The sequence below is a fragment of the Streptomyces sp. DSM 40750 genome, from assembly GCF_024612035.1.
Taxonomy (GTDB): Bacteria; Actinomycetota; Actinomycetes; order Streptomycetales; family Streptomycetaceae; genus Streptomyces.
In genome coordinates, this window is sequence record NZ_CP102513.1 from 3,928,045 (window position 1) to 3,943,989 (window position 15,945).

The window sequence follows — 15,945 nt, forward strand, 5'->3', positions numbered from 1 at the left end:
TACGCCCAACGAGTACTGTCCGCACAGGAGTTGGCGGCTCAGGAGCGGTCGGCCGCCGGGTTCGGTGTGGGTGCCGGTTCCAGTGTCGGTGTCGGTGTCGGTGTCGGGAACGGTTTCGGTGCCGGCAGCGACTTCGCGGCCGGAGACGATTTCGGGGCCGAGGGCCCGGGGCGCGTCGGCGGCGTGGGCGGCGTCAGGGGCGCGGGCGGTGGGACCGGTGTCGGCGCCGGCGGTGGCGGGGCCGAGTACGACTGGTCGGCCGCGTACGAGACACCGGCGCAGGGGACACCAGCGCAGGGAACGCCCGCGCACGGGACATCGGTTTCCGGGACGCCCGCGCACGGGACGCCGGTATCCGGAACCCCCACGCACGGCACGCCGATGTACGGAACCCCGGCGCACGGCACCCCCGCCTTCGGGAACCCGGCCTTCGAGAATCCGACGTACGGAAGCCCGGCGTACGGAAGCCCGGCGCACGGCACCCCGACGTACGGCACTCCGGCGCACGGCGTCCCGGTCTATGAACCCCCCGTCCACGAGCCCCCCGTGTACGAACCCCCGGCCTATGAACAGGCTCCGCCCGAACCGCGTGACTCCTCCGGCCCGGCGGCGGCCGGCGACAGTGCCGCTCCGCCGCCCGGCCCGCTGGTCGTGGACCGGCGGACCCGGCAGGTGTGGGTCGGCGAGGTACCGGTCGCGCTGACGCCGAAGGAGTTCGAGCTGCTGGCGCTGCTCACCGAGGACCCCGGGGCGGTCTACTCCCGGCAGCAGATCCTCAACCGCGTCTGGGACGACCACTATCAGGGCCCGACCAAGACACTCGACGTGCATGTCGCGACCCTGCGCCGCAAGCTGGGCGACCCGGCGTGGATCCAGACCCTGCGCGGTGTCGGCTTCCGGCTCGCCGTACGCACCCCCGGGCAGGCGCCGGGACCGGGTCCGGGCCGGCCCCAGGGTCATGGCCGTGAGCGCGGACAGGCAGCGGGGAGGCATCGCACCCCCGAGGCCAGGGCGTCATGACCCGCCGTCTGCTGCTGAGTTACCTCAGCCTCGCCGCCCTGGTCCTGCTCGGCCTGGAGATCCCGCTGGGCTTCGTCTACTCGCGGGCCGAACGCGAACGGATCGTCAACTCGGCCAACGACGAGGCGGAGTCGGTGGCCGCGTACGCCGCGCTGTCCCTCGCCGCCCACCGCCGGGACGAACTCGTCGAGCGCGCCAGGCACTGCGCCGAACGCATCGGCGGACAGGTCGTCATCGTCGACGCGGACGGGAAGCTGCTGGCCAGCTCGCACTCCATGTCCGACGGCGAGGAACGGACCCTCTCGTCCCTCCCCGAGATCTCCGCCGCACTCCGGGGCCGCGCCACCACGGACGTGCGTACGACGACGACCGGCGGCGTGCACTACCTGTCCGTGGCGGCTCCGGTCGGCCCCACGACGGCGGGCGCGGGCTCGGACACGGACTCGGGCTCGGACACGACCTCGGGCGCAGTTACAAGCGCCGGTTCGGGCACGGACTCAGGCACGCGTTCATACTCAGGCACGCGCTCGTACTCAGGCACGGGCTCGTACTCAGGCACGCGCTCGTACTCGGCCTCGGGCGAGTCCGCGCAGGGCGCCGTACGCGTCACGCTCCCCACGACCATGGTGCACGCCCGGGTGTTCGCGGTCTGGCTGCTGCTGGCCCTGGCCGGACTGACGGTGCTCACCGGGGTGGCCGCGGTGGCGTTCGCGTTCGCGCGCTGGACGGGCCGCCCCATCCGGCAGTTGGAGGAGGCCACGCACCGGCTGGCCGAGGGCGGCGCGGCCACGAGTGTGGTGGTCACCTCGGGCCCGCCGGAGGTACGGAGTCTCGCGGCGGCCTTCAACACGACCGCCGCCCGCCTCGAACATCTGCTGGCGTCCCAGCGGGCCTTCGCCGGCGAGGCCTCGCACCAGCTCAAGACCCCGCTGGCCGCGTTGCGGCTGCGGCTGGAGAACCTGGAGCCGGACATCGCCCGGCACGCCCGGCCGAGCCTCGACGCGGCCGTCACCGAGACGGACCGGCTGGCCCGGATGGTCGAGGGGCTGCTGGCGATGGCCCGCCTGGAGGAGGCGGCGGCCATCCCGGCCCAGGTCGACCTGGGGGCGATCTGCGCGGAACGGCACCGTACGTGGGGGCCGTTGTTCGAACGTGAGGGGGTCTCGCTCGTCCTCTTCGCCGGCAGTGTGGGCCCGGTCATGGCCCTCCCGGGGGCCGTGGAGCAGATCCTCGACAACCTCCTCTCCAACGCCCTGCGCGCCTCCCCGGCGTACAGCACGGTCACCATGGAGCTACGGCTCCTCGTCCCCGCCCGCCGGGCGCTGCGCGACGCCCGGCCCAGCTGGGTCGACCTCCACGTCACCGACGAGGGCCCCGGTATGACGCCCGACCAGCGCGCCCGCGCCTTCGACCGCTTCTGGCGCGCCCCGGGCGCTCCCAAGGGCGGCACCGGCCTCGGCCTCTCCCTGGTCCAACGCCTCGCCCACGCCAGCGGCGGCGAGGTCTCACTCCGCGAGGCCGCCACGGGCGGCCTGGACGCCGTGGTCCGCCTCCCGTCGGCGGAACCCCCGGCCCAGCCCCACGGCCACGGCTTCGGAGGCCGCCCCGGCCAACGCCGCCGCGAGGCTCCGCCGCTACCGGCGTGAGCCGACCGCCGCGCATGGCTCCGCAGGAGCCCGCCACCCATGCACCACCTGTGAACGCCCCCATGGAGTCACGGGTTGTCCATTCTCCGTCAATCACGCTCCCCTAAGTTCCAACACCGCGCGACCCCGCCGCCGACCGGCAGGCGGGCCGGTCACAGCATTCCTTGGAGCGACAGTGGAACGTCGTACTCTCCTGCGCGCGGCCGTCCTCGGCGGCTCATCGACGGTCTTCGGCGGGACCTTGTGGCGCGGCGCCGCGTACGCCGCGCCCGCCCAGCCGGGCACCGGCCCGTACGGAGCGCTCGGCTCGGCGGACGCCAACGGCATCCGGCTCCCGAGCGGCTTCACCAGCCGGGTGATCGCCCGCTCCGGCCAGACGGTCCCCGGTACGTCGTACACCTGGCACAACGCCCCCGACGGCGGCGCCTGTTACACGGACGGCACCGGCTGGATCTATGTCTCCAACTCGGAGATCAATCCGTCCGGCGGCGCGAGCGCGGTGCGGTTCTCGTCGACGGGCGCGGTCACGTCGGCGTACCGCATCCTGTCCGGCACCCGCCAGAACTGCGCCGGCGGCAAGACCCCGTGGAACACCTGGCTGTCCTGCGAGGAGGTGGACCGCGGCTACGTCTACGAGACCGACCCGTGGGGCGCGAAGGCGGCCGTCCGCCGGGACGCCATGGGCCGCTTCAAGCACGAGGCGGCTGCCGCCGACCCCACCCGCGGCGTCGTCTACATGACGGAGGACGTCACCGACGGCTGCTTCTACCGCTTCCGGCCGACGACCTGGGGCGATCTGTCGGCCGGCACGCTGGAGGTCCTGGTGGCCGGCACCGCCACCAGCGGCCCGGTGACCTGGTCCCGGGTCCCCGACCCGACCGGCGCCACCGCCACCCGCAACCAGGTCTCCGGCGCCAAACGCTTCAACGGCGGCGAGGGCTGCTACTACGCCGACGACACCTGCTGGTTCACGACGAAGGGCGACAACCGCGTCTGGCAGTACAACGCGGCCGCCCAGACCATCGAACTCGCCTACGACGACTCCCTGGTCACCAGTGGCACGGCCCCGCTCACCGGCGTCGACAACGTCACGGGCACCTCCTCCGGCGACCTCTTCGTCGCGGAGGACGGCGGAAACATGGAGATCTGCGTCATCACCCCGGACGACGTCATCGCCCCCTTCCTCCGCATCAGCGGCCAGTCGTCGTCGGAGATCACCGGCCCCGCCTTCTCCCCCGACGGCCGCCGCCTGTACTTCTCCAGCCAGCGCGGCACGAGCGGCAGTTCGTCGGGCGGCATCACCTACGAGGTGACGGGCCCGTTCCGGACCTGACGGGCCGAGGAGGCTCAGGGCGCTCTCTCCGCGCGGGCGCCCCAGGCCTCCCCTGCTCAGCGGAACTCGTGCACGACCTCGATCTCCCCCACGATGTGTTCGTTGAACTCCTCGAGCTCCTCAGCCGGCACCCACAGCTCGAGAATCGTCTCCCCACCGGCCTGCCGCACCGGATACCGCCGCAGGAACTCCGCCTCGACCTCGAACCGCGTGACGTATCCCGCCCCGTCATGCTTCACATTCCAGTCCCGAGCGATCTTCACGGCGTACTCCTCATTGAGCACCGGATAGAAGATCGGCTGCTCGGGTAGCCGAGGCGGCCAGGCCCGCCACCCCGACTCCCGCACCAGTTCCAACTCCTTCGGCCCGGTGGGCCGCCACAACGTCGTCGTCTCTCGCTGCCCGCTCACGAAACTCGAACCACTCTCTGCACACGCCAACCGCGAACTCGGCCGACCGGGGACACCGACGGTATCCACGGCCGGCGCCCTCCCCGCAACCAGCGGCACAGCTCAGTCGCTGTCGTACGAGAAGCTCACGGTCGGCGAGCAGTTGTCCGGGCGCGGAGAGCCCCGGTCACGACACACCCGGATCTTCGCGTCGTCCGTGGAGCGCTTGGCACCGCTCCAGTCGGAGTGATGCATCCGGACCGTTGTCCGCTGCTTCCCGTAGTACCGCGCCCAGCCGTGCCCCTCGACTCCGACCTGCACATACACGGTGTGACCGTCACGGGGATCGGAGTCCTTCAGCAACCCGGACCATTCGAAGGATCCGTGATTGGTTCCCGGGGGATGGAACTCGTAGTGCCCGTCCAGGAATTCGACGCCTCGCGACTCGAGCTTCGGGATCTTCCCCTGTTGTGCCGCGAGCGCGGCTCCCGCGCCCGGAAGGACCAGCGCGGCAGCCACCATCCCGACCATCGCCCTCTTCATACGCACCTCCGTATCGACATCGACCCTGCGGCCCCAACAGCCACGGCCAATTACGGAATGTAACTTCACGAGCACACACAGAAACGATCGCTCTGTCCGATCACCACCGAATCAGGTGATCTCGAAGCACAGGAGGCAACCTCCCACAAACCGAAAGGGCGGCACCCCCCGCACGGGGTGCCGCCCTCTCTTCGTGATCCGGAACCGCCGCCCATCGGTGAGGGTCGGTCGGGGACAAGCGGCGGTTCCGGGGTTCGGGGTCGCGAGGCGAAGCCTCGCGGGGGCCCGGTGTGGCTAGCGGTGGTCGCTGCCCGTCGACTGGGAGGCCGCGCGGCCGGCCTCCAGACGGGCCACCGGGATACGGAACGGGGAGCAGGAGACGTAGTCCAGGCCCACCTCGTGGAAGAAGTGGACGGACTCGGGGTCGCCGCCGTGTTCGCCGCAGACGCCGAGCTTGAGGTCGGGGCGGGTCGCGCGGCCCGCCTCCACCGCCAGCTTCACCAGCGAACCGACGCCGTCCTTGTCGATCGTCTCGAAGGGGGAGACGCCGAAGATGCCCTTCTCCAGGTAGGCCGTGAAGAAGGAGGCCTCGACGTCGTCGCGGCTGAAGCCCCAGACCGTCTGCGTCAGGTCGTTCGTGCCGAAGGAGAAGAACTCCGCCGCCTCCGCGATCTGGCCCGCCGTCAGGGCGGCCCGCGGGAGTTCGATCATCGTGCCGATCGCCAGCTTCAGCTCCGTACCGGTCGCCGCCTGGACCTCCGCGATGACCTGGTCGGCCTCCTCGCGGACGATCTCCAGTTCCTGGACCGTGCCGACGAGCGGGATCATGACCTCGGCGCGCGGGTCGCCCTTGGCGTTCTTGCGCTCGGCAGCCGCCTCGGCGATCGCCCGTACCTGCATCGTGAAGAGACCGGGGATCACCAGGCCCAGACGTACACCGCGCAGGCCCAGCATCGGGTTCTGCTCGTGCAGGCGGTGAACCGCCTGGAGCAGGCGCAGTTCGTTCTCGTGCGGTTCCTGGCGGGACTCCGCCAGGGCCACGCGGACCGACAGCTCCGTGATGTCCGGCAGGAACTCGTGCAGCGGCGGGTCCAGGAGACGGACCGTCACCGGCAGGCCGTCCATCGCCGAGAAGAGCTCCACGAAGTCCTGCTTCTGGAGGGGCAGCAGCGCCTTCAGGGACTCCTCCCGCTCGACCTCCGTGTCCGCCAGGATCAGGCGTTCCACCAGCTCACGGCGGTCACCGAGGAACATGTGTTCCGTACGGCACAGACCGATGCCCTGCGCGCCGAAGCGGCGGGCGCGCAGCGCGTCCTCGGCGTTGTCGGCGTTGGCCCGGACACGGAGACGGCGCTTCCGGTCCGCGAAGGCCATGATCCGGTGGACCGCCTCGACCAACTCGTCGGCGTCGTTGGCACCCGCGTGCATCCGGCCCTCGAAGTACTCCACGACGGGGGACGGCACGACCGGGACCTCGCCCAGGTAGACCTTGCCGCTCGACCCGTCGATCGAGATCAGGTCGCCTTCCTCCACCACATGCCCGCCGGGGACCGTCATGCGGCGGCGCTTGGTGTCGACTTCCAGCTCCTCCGCGCCGCACACGCACGTCTTGCCCATGCCGCGCGCGACGACGGCCGCGTGGGACGTCTTGCCGCCGCGCGAGGTCAGGATGCCCTCCGCCGCGATCATGCCGTCGAGGTCGTCGGGGTTGGTCTCGCGGCGGACCAGGATGACCTTCTCGCCCGAACGCGACCACTTCACGGCGGTGTACGAGTCGAAGACCGCCTTGCCGACCGCCGCGCCCGGGGAGGCGGCGATGCCGCGGCCGACCTGTGCGACCTTCGCGTCCTCGTCGAAACGGGGGAACATGAGCTGCGCGAGCTGGGCGCCCGTCACCCGCTGGAGGGCTTCCGCCTCGTCGATCAGGCCCTGGTCCACCAGCTGCGTGGCGATACGGAAGGCCGCGCCCGCCGTCCGCTTGCCCACCCGCGTCTGCAGCATCCACAGCTGGCCGCGCTCGATGGTGAACTCGATGTCGCAGAGGTCCTTGTAGTGGTTCTCCAGGGTCTCCATGATCTGCATCAGCTGGTCGTACGACTTCTTGTCGATCGACTCCAGCTCCGCGAGGGGGACGGTGTTGCGGATGCCCGCGACCACGTCCTCGCCCTGGGCGTTCTGCAGGTAGTCGCCGTAGACGCCCTGGTGGCCGGAGGCGGGGTCACGGGTGAACGCGACGCCCGTGCCGGAGTCCGGGCCCAGGTTGCCGAAGACCATCGAACAGACGTTGACCGCCGTGCCGAGGTCGCCGGGGATGCGTTCCTGGCGGCGGTAGAGCTTGGCGCGGTCGGTGTTCCAGGAGTCGAAGACCGCGTGGATGGCGAGGTCCATCTGCTCGCGCGGGTCCTGCGGGAAGTCCCGGCCGGCCTCGGTCTTGACGATCTTCTTGAACTTGGTGACGAGCTTCTTGAGGTCGGCGGCCTCCAGCTCGGTGTCCACGACGACCTTCTTGGCCGCCTTCGCCGCCTCCAGCGCCTCCTCGAAGAGGTCGCCGTCGACACCGAGGACGGTCTTGCCGAACATCTGGATGAGCCGGCGGTAGGAGTCCCAGGCGAAGCGGTCGTCGCCGGCCTGCTTGGCGAGGCCCTGGACCGACTTGTCCGACAGGCCGATGTTCAGGACCGTGTCCATCATGCCCGGCATCGAGAACTTCGCGCCGGAGCGGACCGAGACGAGGAGCGGGTCGTCGGCCTGGCCGAGCTTCTTGCCCATCTTCTCTTCGAGGGCCACGAGGTGGGCACTGACCTCGTCACGGAGTGCCGCGGGCTCGTCGCCGCTGTCGAGGTAGACCTTGCAGGCCTCGGTGGTGATGGTGAAGCCGGGTGGGACGGGGAGACCCAGGTTGGTCATCTCGGCGAGGTTCGCACCCTTGCCGCCGAGGAGGTCCTTGAGGTCCTTGTTGCCTTCGGTGAAGTCATAAACAAACTTCACGCCCTCAACACTCTGAGCTACGTGGCCTACGTGGGGATCTTTGTTTTCCGACACAGGTCCCAACTCCTTGAGGACGCGGTGGCTGCCCTGACGGCGAGGAACATACCCAGATCGAAGGCTCCTGGGTACGTCCACTTGTGCGTCATGCGCCTGTAACCACCCGTCCGCCAGTAGATCGAAAGTCAAGGCTTGGCAAGGAACAGCACGGGAATGCGTTCACCTCTTGAACTCAACCATCCCCACCCGCCTGCCATTATGCTCACATGAGCAGCAATCCGCGCGCCTGAGTTCGCCCGATGAACGATCAAAGGGTGGCACCGAGTGCCACCCTTTGAAGTCACGGAACGGCTCACGATTCGCTCATGTGAGCGCCACCCCTATCAGGGGTGGCGAGAATCACGCAGTTCGGGGGGACGGGATTTCACCATGCGGACCGGTCCTCGGGATGGAAACACGCCCGTCACACCGCCCCTGACGAGCGCACGACGGCTCACACCACCCACTACAGGCGCACGACGGCTCAGACCGCTCATGACAGGCGCACGACCGGCTCACACCCCCAGCGCCGCCAGCCGCTCCTCCGCCCGCCGTGGCGCGTACAGGTACTCGACGACCAGCGCACCCGCCCCGACCAGGGCCGCCCGCTCCCCCAACCGGGAGGTCACCACGGCCAGATGGGCCGTGGAGCGGGGCAGGGCCCGCTGGTAGAGCAGTTCACGTACGCCCGTGAGGAAGGGTGTTCCGGCCAAATCCCCGGCGATCATCAGGACGCCGGGGTTCAGCAGGGTCACGACCGTCGCCAGGACGTCCCCGACGGCCCGGCCCGCGTCGCGCGCGAGCGCCATCGCTCCCGGGTGGCCGGCGACCAGCAGGTCGCGCACATCTGAGCCCGAGGCCGCCGGAACCCCCGTCTCCGCCAGCCGTCGCGCCACGGCGCCGCCGCTCGCGACCGCCGCCAGACAGCCGTACGAGCCGCACCTGCACAGCGCCTCCGCGCCCTGTGGGACCCGGATGTGGCCGATGTCGCCGGCGCCGCCGTCGATGCCCCGGTATATCGAGCCGCCGACCACGACTCCCGCGCCGATGCCCGTCGAGACCTTGACCAGCGCGAACGCCGAGCAGTCGGCGTATCCCGTGCGCTGTTCGCCGTACGCCATGAGGTTGGCGTCGTTGTCGACGAGGACCGGGACGCCGACCGGGCCGGCCGCGTGGTCGGTGAAGGCGCGGGCCAGGCGCCTTCGTATGTCGTAGCCGTCCCAGCCGGGCATGATCGGCGGCTGGACGACGCGGCCGGTGTCGGTTTCCACCGGGCCGGGGACCGCGAGGCCGATGCCGCAGACCGCGTCCGCCGGATGGCCCGCCTTCTCCAGGAGTTCGGCGAACCAGTGCCCGAGTTCGTCCAGTACGGCGTCCGGGCCCTCCTCGATGACCAGGATGCCGGTGTGCTCGGCCTGGATCTCGCCGGTGAGGGAGAGGACGGCGGCACGGGCGTGCCGGGTGTCGAGGTCGGCGGCGAGGACGACCGCGTGTTCGTCGTCGAATTCGAGGGTGATGGAGGGGCGGCCGCCGAGGGGAGAGTCGACGGGGCCGCCGGCGCCCTCGCGGAGCCAGCCCGCGCGGAAGAGGCGGTCCAGACGCTGGCCGACCGTGGCCCGGGACAGGCCCGTGGCCTGCTGGAGCGCGCCACGGGTGGTGGCCCGGCCGCTGCGGACCAGCTCCAGCAGATCTCCGGCACCGGCGTGACTGCCCACCTTCACGGCCCTTCTGCTCATGCCGCCATTGTCGCGGCCCGTCGGGAAACCGCTCCGCCGCACCCTCTTGCGTTCACCAACTCTGCATTACATATTGAGTTTTGCGTGTTAAATAGACGTAACCCTACGGTAGCTACTGCCGAACCCGTCGGCACCTTGTCCTCAGGGAGCCCTGCGTGGACCGCACACCCCAGCTCACCGCCCTTCGACCAGGCACGAGCACGCCTCGCGCAGTCGACGTATACGATCCGGCCGCGTCGACAGCACCGACCGCATCCGCCGGTTCGCTGCACCGTGGCGCGGCGGCGGTACTGGCGGGCAACTGGACGGGACTGTCCACGGTGCCGTCGCGCAAGCTGTATCCGCACCAGTGGTCGTGGGACTCGGCGTTCATCGCGATCGGGCTGCGCCATCTGTCGCCGCTGCGGGCACAGACCGAGCTGGAGACGCTGCTCGCGGCGCAGTGGGGCGACGGACGGATCCCGCACATCGTCTTCAACCCCGCCGTGCCGCTCGACGCCTACTTCCCGAGCCCCGACTTCTGGCGCTCCTCGACCGCGGGGCGCGCCGCGGGCGCCCCGCGCACCACACAGACCTCCGGCATCGTGCAGCCGCCGGTGCACGCGCTGGCCGCGTGGCTGGTGCACCGGGCGGACCCCGGGCTGTCCCGGGCGCGCGGCTTCCTGCCCCGGGTGTATCCGCAGCTGGCCGCCTGGCACCGCTATCTGCTGCACCGCCGCGACCTGGGCGGGGGCGGGCTGGCCTCCGTCGTCCACCCCTGGGAGCAGGGCATGGACAACAGCCCCACCTGGGACGCGCCTCTCTCCCGGATCACCCCGGCCCCGGCCCGCTCCTTCCGCCGCGCCGACCTCGACCACGGCGCTGCCGAGGACCGGCCGACCGATCTGGACTACGGGCGGTATGTGCGGCTGGCGACGGACTACCGGGACGCCGGGTATGCCGATGGAGCGGGCGAGTTCGCCGTCGAGGACCCTGCCTTCAACGCCCTGCTCATCGCCTCCGAGCACGCGTTGGCGCGGATCGCGAAGGAACTGGGCGCACCGGGCACGGCACGGCACGCGCGCGCGGAGCGGCTGACAGCGAGGCTGGTGGAGCGGCTGTGGGATCCGGCGGAGGGGATGTTCTTCTGCCGGGACGCCACCACCGACGCCCTCATCCCCGAGCGCAGCGTCTCCGGCCTGATGCCCCTGCTTCTCCCCGACCTCCCCCGCGACATCACCGCCGCTCTCGTGCGGACGATCCACGGTCCCCGCTTCGGGCTCGGCGACACCACCCGGCTCGTGCCCTCGTACGACCTCACCGGTGAGGCCTTCGATCCGCACCGGTACTGGCGTGGGCCGGCGTGGTTCAACACCAACTGGATGCTGGAGCGGGGGCTCAGGCTGCACGGCGAGGTGGGGCGGGCCGACGCACTGCGGGCGGCGTTGCTGGAGACGGCGGAGGCGTCCGGCTTCGCCGAGTACGTGGATCCGTACACCGGCGAGGCCTGTGGAGCGCTCGGCTTCAGCTGGACGGCCGCGCTCACCCTCGACCTGCTGCACCAGGACGACCACGGCCACGATCACGGCCATGGGCAGCACCACGGACGGCACCACGATCACCAAGCCATGCTCGGCATGAGTGACAAGGGAGGGGACCTGGGATGACGGATCGGCATCATCTGCTCGTGCGGGGCGGGACGTTCGCCGCCGTGGGCGACGGCGGCGACATCAGCGGGGTGCGGGGCGGCAGTTCCCCGGACGGGTTGTTCGTACGGGACGCCCGGCATCTGAGCCGATGGCAGCTGACCGTCGACGGCGCGGTTCCCGAGACGCTCACACCGGTCGCCGACGGCGACACCACGCGGTGCGTGCTCGTGCCCCGGGGCGGCCGCCGGGAGCCGCCCGCGTACACGCTCTTCCGTGAACAGGCCGTCTCCGACAGCGCGTTCGTGGAGTCGCTGCGCGTCACGAGCAACCGCCCGGTGGCGACGACGGTCCGGATCGCGGTCACCGCGGACGCCGACTTCACCGACCAGTTCGAGCTGCGCTCCGACTTCCGTACCTACGCCAAGAGCGGTGTCGTCAGAGGGCGCGAAGTCCTCGACAACGGTGTGGAGTTCAGCTATCGGCGCGGTGAGTGGCGGTCGTGTACGACGGTGACGGCCGAGCCCGCGCCGGACAACGTGGAGGAGACCGGGACGGGGGCACGGCGGCTCGTCTGGGCCCTCGATGTCGAACCGCACGGCTCGGTGGAGCTGACCCTGCGGGTGATGGCACGGCCCCACGGCGACCGGCGGGCCCTGCGGGTACCCCGCTCACCGGCTGCCGTGCAGGATCAACTCCTCGCCGTGGAGGGCGAGTTCATGGAGGGCGTGGCATTCCCCACCGGCTGGCCCGAGCTGGCCGCGGCCTGCGCACGCGGCCTCGCCGATCTCGCCGCGCTCCAGGTCCCGGCGACCGGCCCGGACGGCGAGACCCTGCGCGTACCCGCCGCCGGAGCGCCCTGGTTCCTGACCCTCCTCGGTCGCGACGCCCTGCTGACCTCCCTCTTCGCGCTCCCCTACCGGCCGGAGCCGGCCGCCGCCACGCTGCTCGCGCTCGCCGCGGCCCAGGCGACCGAGGTGGGCGTGGACTCCGTGGCCCAACCCGGCAAGATCGTGCACGAGGTACGGCACGGCGAGCTGGCGCACTTCGGGCAGGTGCCGTACGGGCGTTACTACGGCTCGGTGGACGCGACCCCGCTGTTCCTCGTCCTGCTCGGCGCGTACGTCGAACAGACCGGGGACGTCACCCTGGCCCGTCGCCTGGAGTCCAACGCCCGGGCCGCGATCGGCTGGATGCTCGACCACGGCGGCCTCACCTCGCGCGGCTACCTCGTCTACCGGGCCGACCAGGGCGGCCTCGCCAACCAGAACTGGAAGGACTCCCCCGGCTCGATCTGTTCCGCCGACGGCAGCCGTCCCGCCACCGGGCCGGTGATGGCGGCGGGCGCGCAGGGTTACGCGTACGACGCGCTGCGCCGTACGGCCGTCCTCGCCCGCACGGTCTGGGAGGACGAGGTGTACGCGGCGCTGTTGGAGCAGGCCGCGGGTGACCTCCGTGACCGTTTCCAGCGGGACTTCTGGATGTCCGACCACAGCTTCCCGGCGCTGGCGTTGGACGCCGAGGGCCGACAGGTCGACGCCCTCGCCTCGGACGCGGGGCATCTGCTGTGGTCGGGGCTGCTGGACAAGGAGTACGGGAAGGTGGTCGGCCGGCGGCTCCTGGAACCCGACTTCTTCTCCGGGTGGGGTGTGCGGACGCTGGCCTCCGGGCAGCCCGCGTATCACCCGCTGTCGTATCACCGGGGGTCGGTCTGGCCCCATGACAACGCGCTGATCACGTTGGGGCTGGCGCGGTACGGGCTGCATGACGAGGCGCGGGCGGTTGCCGTCGGGCTGGTCGACGCGGCGACGGCAGCCGGGCATCGGCTGCCGGAGGTTCTTGCCGGGTATGGGCGGGATACGCATGCGGAGCCGGTGCCGTATCCGCATGCGTGCGTGCGGGAGTCGCGGTCGGCGGCGACGCCGTTGGCTCTGCTGACCGCGGTTGGGGGCGCGTGAGAGCTCGGCCGGGAAGATCGTAGGGCGAGTGCGCGTTCGTCGTGGTTGCTCGCGCCCACGCGGCGGAGCCGCACATCGATACAGTCCCGCGCCCCTTACGGGGCCCGGAGCCCCGCCAACAGCCTTCCCGCCGTCTGCCTCGCCTCCGTCTCCGTCCAGGCCCACGCCGTGGTCGGCGGGCGGTGGGCCGTCCAGGTGTCCCAGTAGCTGCGGATCTTGCCGTAGCGGTCGGCGACCAGGACGTGGGGGAGGCCCAGGAGGAGGCCCAGGACGTGGCCGTGCAGGCGGTCGGTGACTGCGACGCGGCCGGCGGTCAACAGGCGGCAGCCACGGGCGAGTTGGAGGCGAGCCAGGCCGTCGTACGCGGCGAGCAGGCCGGGAACGGCTCCTGCCGGGTCGCCGGAGCCCGCGCGGCACAGGGCGCGGGCCCGGCTTCGCCAGAGTGTCTCCTTCGCCTGGCGCCACTCGGTGTCGGCGCCCTCCCGGGTCCAGTCGAAGACGTACGGGCCGCCGTGCTCCTGTTGGGCCGGGCCGCGTCCGGCCGGTGGGCCCTTCGCTGACTCCTTGTCCTCGCGGGCCAGCCAGACGACGTCGTGGGCGACCGTGCCGCCGGCCAGCGCGTCCGGCGGTACGGCGAAGGCAAGGTCGGGGGCGAGCAGTGCGGGTGCCTCGAAGACCGTGCGGCAGCGGTGCAGGCTGTGCCGGTCGCGCAGGAGCAGCGTGAGGTCGGGGTGGGCGTCGAAGACGCGGCGGGCGCGGGTGAGGTTGGCGCGGTCCGTGAAGTGCGTGGACTGGGGCAGCTGGACGATCCGGCGGTCCGGGAAGTCGCGCAGCACCTGTTCGCGGAGGAGTTGGCTGTCCTCCCACAGGTCGCCCAGGTTGCCGCCGCCCGTCAGCATGATCGGCCCGTCCGGGAGACACGCCGCCAGGTGCCCGGCGTCGTACGACATCAGGTCGCAGGCGTAGCGCACCTCGGCCCCGAGCGCGCCGAGCAGCGCCCGCTGGCCGAGCCAGATCGCGCTGTCGCCGACGTTGGAGTTCAGTGGGGCTCCGATGAGCGCGCATCGGGTGCCGGCCGGGACCAGCCGGTCCAGGACGGTGAGGACGTACGAGACGTAGTGCGCGCAGTGCGGGACGTAGGCGGGCGGCGGGGCGGGGGGCAGGGACGGTTCGCCCGGCTGCGGCGGCGGTTTCCGCGCCGGCCGCTTCGAGGGCCTCTTCGCCGACTTCTTCGCCGGCTTCTTCGGTGTCTCATTCGCTCCGCACACCGAAGCGCGCTACCCGGACATTTCCCCACTCATTCCGAGATGACGGAAACCGGCCGCACAACGACCGGAAATCTGGCATAACAGGGCAACTGGCCCCAGCACATGTCCAGTTGCCGGCTTCCGCACGTCAGGTCGCCGGCCCCCGGACACATCCAGTCGCCATCCTCCGGACACATCCGGCCGCTAGCCCCCGGACGTGTCCAGTTCGGCTTCCTCGCCCACGCCCGCGCAGTCGTAGGGGTCCTTGAGCCAGCCGTCCGGGAGGACGACGCGGTTGTTGCCGGAGGTGCGGCCGCGCGGGCCGTCGGCGCCGGTCGGCCAGGGCTGGTCGAGGTCCAACTCGTCGAGTCCGGAGCGGAGTTCGGCGAGGGAGGAGGTGATGGCGAGGCGCTTACGCATCTCGGAGCCGACCGAGAAGCCCTTGAGGTACCAGGCCACGTGCTTGCGGAAGTCGACGACCCCCTTCGACTCGTCGCCGCTCCACTCGCCGAGCAGGGTGGCGTGCCGGACCATGATGTCGGCGACCTCGCGGAGCGAAGGCTGTGCGATGTGCTCCGTCCGGCCCTCGAACGCCGCCACCAGGTCCGCGAACAGCCACGGCCGCCCCAGGCAGCCGCGGCCCACGACCACGCCGTCGCAGCCGGTCTCGCGGACCATCCGCAGCGCGTCCCGCGCGGACCAGATGTCGCCGTTGCCGAGGACCGGGATCTCGGGGACGTGCTCCTTCAGGCGGGCGATGGCGTCCCAGTCGGCCGTGCCGCCGTAGTGCTGGGCGGCCGTACGGCCGTGCAGGGCGATCGCCGTGACGCCCTCCTCGACGGCGATACGGCCGGCGTCGAGGTAGGTGATGTGGTCGTCGTCGATGCCCTTGCGCATCTTCATGGTGACCGGGAGGTCCCCGGCGCCGCTCACCGCCTCGCGGAGGATCGCGCGCAGCAGATGCCGCTTGTACGGGAGGGCCGAGCCGCCGCCCTTGCGGGTCACCTTGGGGACCGGGCAGCCGAAGTTCAGGTCGATGTGGTCGGCGAGGCCCTCCTCCGCGATCATGCGGACGGCCTTGCCGACGGTCGCCGGGTCCACGCCGTACAGCTGGATCGAACGCGGCTTCTCGGTCGCGTCGAAGCGGATCAGCTGCATGGTCTTCTCGTTGCGTTCGACCAGCGCCCGCGTGGTGATCATCTCGCTGACGAACAGGCCCTTGCCGCCGCTGAACTCCCTGCACAGGGTGCGGAAGGGCGCGTTCGTGATGCCGGCCATGGGGGCCAGGACGACGGGCGGCGAGACGGTGTGCGGGCCGATCTGCAAGGGGGACACGGGCGTGGACATTCCCCCATTGTCACGCACACGGACCCGTGCTCGCCATTCATTAGTTAGGCGCACTATCGACCCGGGTCGTACGATGG

Annotated in this window: 10 protein-coding genes and 1 pseudogene; 5 read left to right on the forward strand and 6 right to left on the reverse strand. The window is 71.2% G+C overall.

Annotated features, from left to right (window positions below; genetic code table 11):
- Window positions 1-537 precede the first annotated feature (537 nt).
- The 3 genes and pseudogenes from JIX55_RS17615 to JIX55_RS17625 all read left to right on the forward strand — a co-directional run.
- Window positions 538-1,020: pseudogene (locus JIX55_RS17615) on the forward strand (winged helix-turn-helix domain-containing protein); the annotation flags it as partial.
- Window positions 1,017-2,666, forward strand: a complete 1,650-nt coding sequence (locus JIX55_RS17620) for a sensor histidine kinase (RefSeq protein WP_257564272.1) — start codon at window positions 1,017-1,019, stop codon at window positions 2,664-2,666. The pseudogene JIX55_RS17615 and the gene JIX55_RS17620, both read left to right, overlap by 4 nt.
- Before the next feature lie 175 nt (window positions 2,667-2,841).
- On the forward strand, window positions 2,842-3,999 hold the full coding sequence (locus JIX55_RS17625) for a PhoX family protein (protein WP_257564273.1): 1,158 nt from the start codon (window positions 2,842-2,844) through the stop codon (window positions 3,997-3,999).
- 56 nt (window positions 4,000-4,055) lie between these two features.
- Here JIX55_RS17625 and JIX55_RS17630 read toward each other — a convergent pair whose 3' ends face one another.
- From JIX55_RS17630 to JIX55_RS17645, 4 genes are all read right to left on the reverse strand, one after another.
- Window positions 4,056-4,409 carry a hypothetical protein gene (locus JIX55_RS17630; RefSeq protein WP_257564274.1) on the reverse strand — a complete coding sequence of 118 codons (354 nt, stop codon included), beginning with the start codon at window positions 4,407-4,409 and terminating at the stop codon, window positions 4,056-4,058.
- Between the two features lie 102 nt (window positions 4,410-4,511).
- Window positions 4,512-4,931, reverse strand: coding sequence for a hypothetical protein (locus tag JIX55_RS17635; protein WP_257564275.1), 420 nt, complete (start codon window positions 4,929-4,931; stop codon window positions 4,512-4,514).
- Between the two features lie 294 nt (window positions 4,932-5,225).
- Window positions 5,226-7,973 carry a pyruvate, phosphate dikinase gene (ppdK, locus tag JIX55_RS17640; RefSeq protein WP_443046437.1) on the reverse strand — a complete coding sequence of 916 codons (2,748 nt, stop codon included), beginning with the start codon at window positions 7,971-7,973 and terminating at the stop codon, window positions 5,226-5,228.
- Window positions 7,974-8,470: 497 nt separating this feature from the next.
- Window positions 8,471-9,691: an ROK family protein gene (locus JIX55_RS17645; protein ID WP_257564277.1), complete on the reverse strand. Its 1,221-nt coding sequence runs from the start codon at window positions 9,689-9,691 to the stop codon at window positions 8,471-8,473.
- Between the two features lie 155 nt (window positions 9,692-9,846).
- Here JIX55_RS17645 and JIX55_RS17650 point away from each other — a divergent pair, with 155 nt between their 5' ends.
- Together JIX55_RS17650 and JIX55_RS17655 are read left to right on the forward strand one after the other, a co-directional pair.
- A complete protein-coding gene (locus JIX55_RS17650; protein WP_257564278.1) occupies window positions 9,847-11,337 on the forward strand; it encodes an MGH1-like glycoside hydrolase domain-containing protein in 1,491 nt (496 codons plus the stop codon).
- Complete coding sequence (locus tag JIX55_RS17655; protein WP_257564279.1) at window positions 11,334-13,274, forward strand: amylo-alpha-1,6-glucosidase; 1,941 nt, start codon at window positions 11,334-11,336, stop codon at window positions 13,272-13,274. Before JIX55_RS17650 ends, JIX55_RS17655 begins: the two co-directional genes overlap by 4 nt.
- Before the next feature lie 95 nt (window positions 13,275-13,369).
- Here JIX55_RS17655 and JIX55_RS17660 read toward each other — a convergent pair whose 3' ends face one another.
- Together JIX55_RS17660 and dusB are read right to left on the reverse strand one after the other, a co-directional pair.
- The gene (locus tag JIX55_RS17660) at window positions 13,370-14,542 is read right to left on the reverse strand and encodes a polysaccharide pyruvyl transferase family protein (RefSeq protein ID WP_257564280.1); all 1,173 of its coding nucleotides are present in this window, start codon (window positions 14,540-14,542) and stop codon (window positions 13,370-13,372) included.
- A gap of 183 nt (window positions 14,543-14,725) precedes the next feature.
- Window positions 14,726-15,868: a tRNA dihydrouridine synthase DusB gene (dusB, locus tag JIX55_RS17665; protein ID WP_257564281.1), complete on the reverse strand. Its 1,143-nt coding sequence runs from the start codon at window positions 15,866-15,868 to the stop codon at window positions 14,726-14,728.
- Between the last annotated feature and the right edge of the window lie 77 nt (window positions 15,869-15,945).

Excerpts from the sequence above, each read along its gene's own strand:
- JIX55_RS17620 (WP_257564272.1), top strand. The coding sequence starts at position 1,017 with ATGACCCGCCGTCTGCTGCTGAGTTACCTCAGCCTCGCCGCCCTGGTC.
- JIX55_RS17635 (WP_257564275.1), bottom strand. The coding sequence starts at position 4,931 with ATGAAGAGGGCGATGGTCGGGATGGTGGCTGCCGCGCTGGTCCTTCCG.
- JIX55_RS17645 (WP_257564277.1), bottom strand. The coding sequence starts at position 9,691 with ATGAGCAGAAGGGCCGTGAAGGTGGGCAGTCACGCCGGTGCCGGAGAT.
- JIX55_RS17655 (WP_257564279.1), top strand. The coding sequence starts at position 11,334 with ATGACGGATCGGCATCATCTGCTCGTGCGGGGCGGGACGTTCGCCGCC.
- dusB (WP_257564281.1), bottom strand. The coding sequence starts at position 15,868 with ATGTCCACGCCCGTGTCCCCCTTGCAGATCGGCCCGCACACCGTCTCG.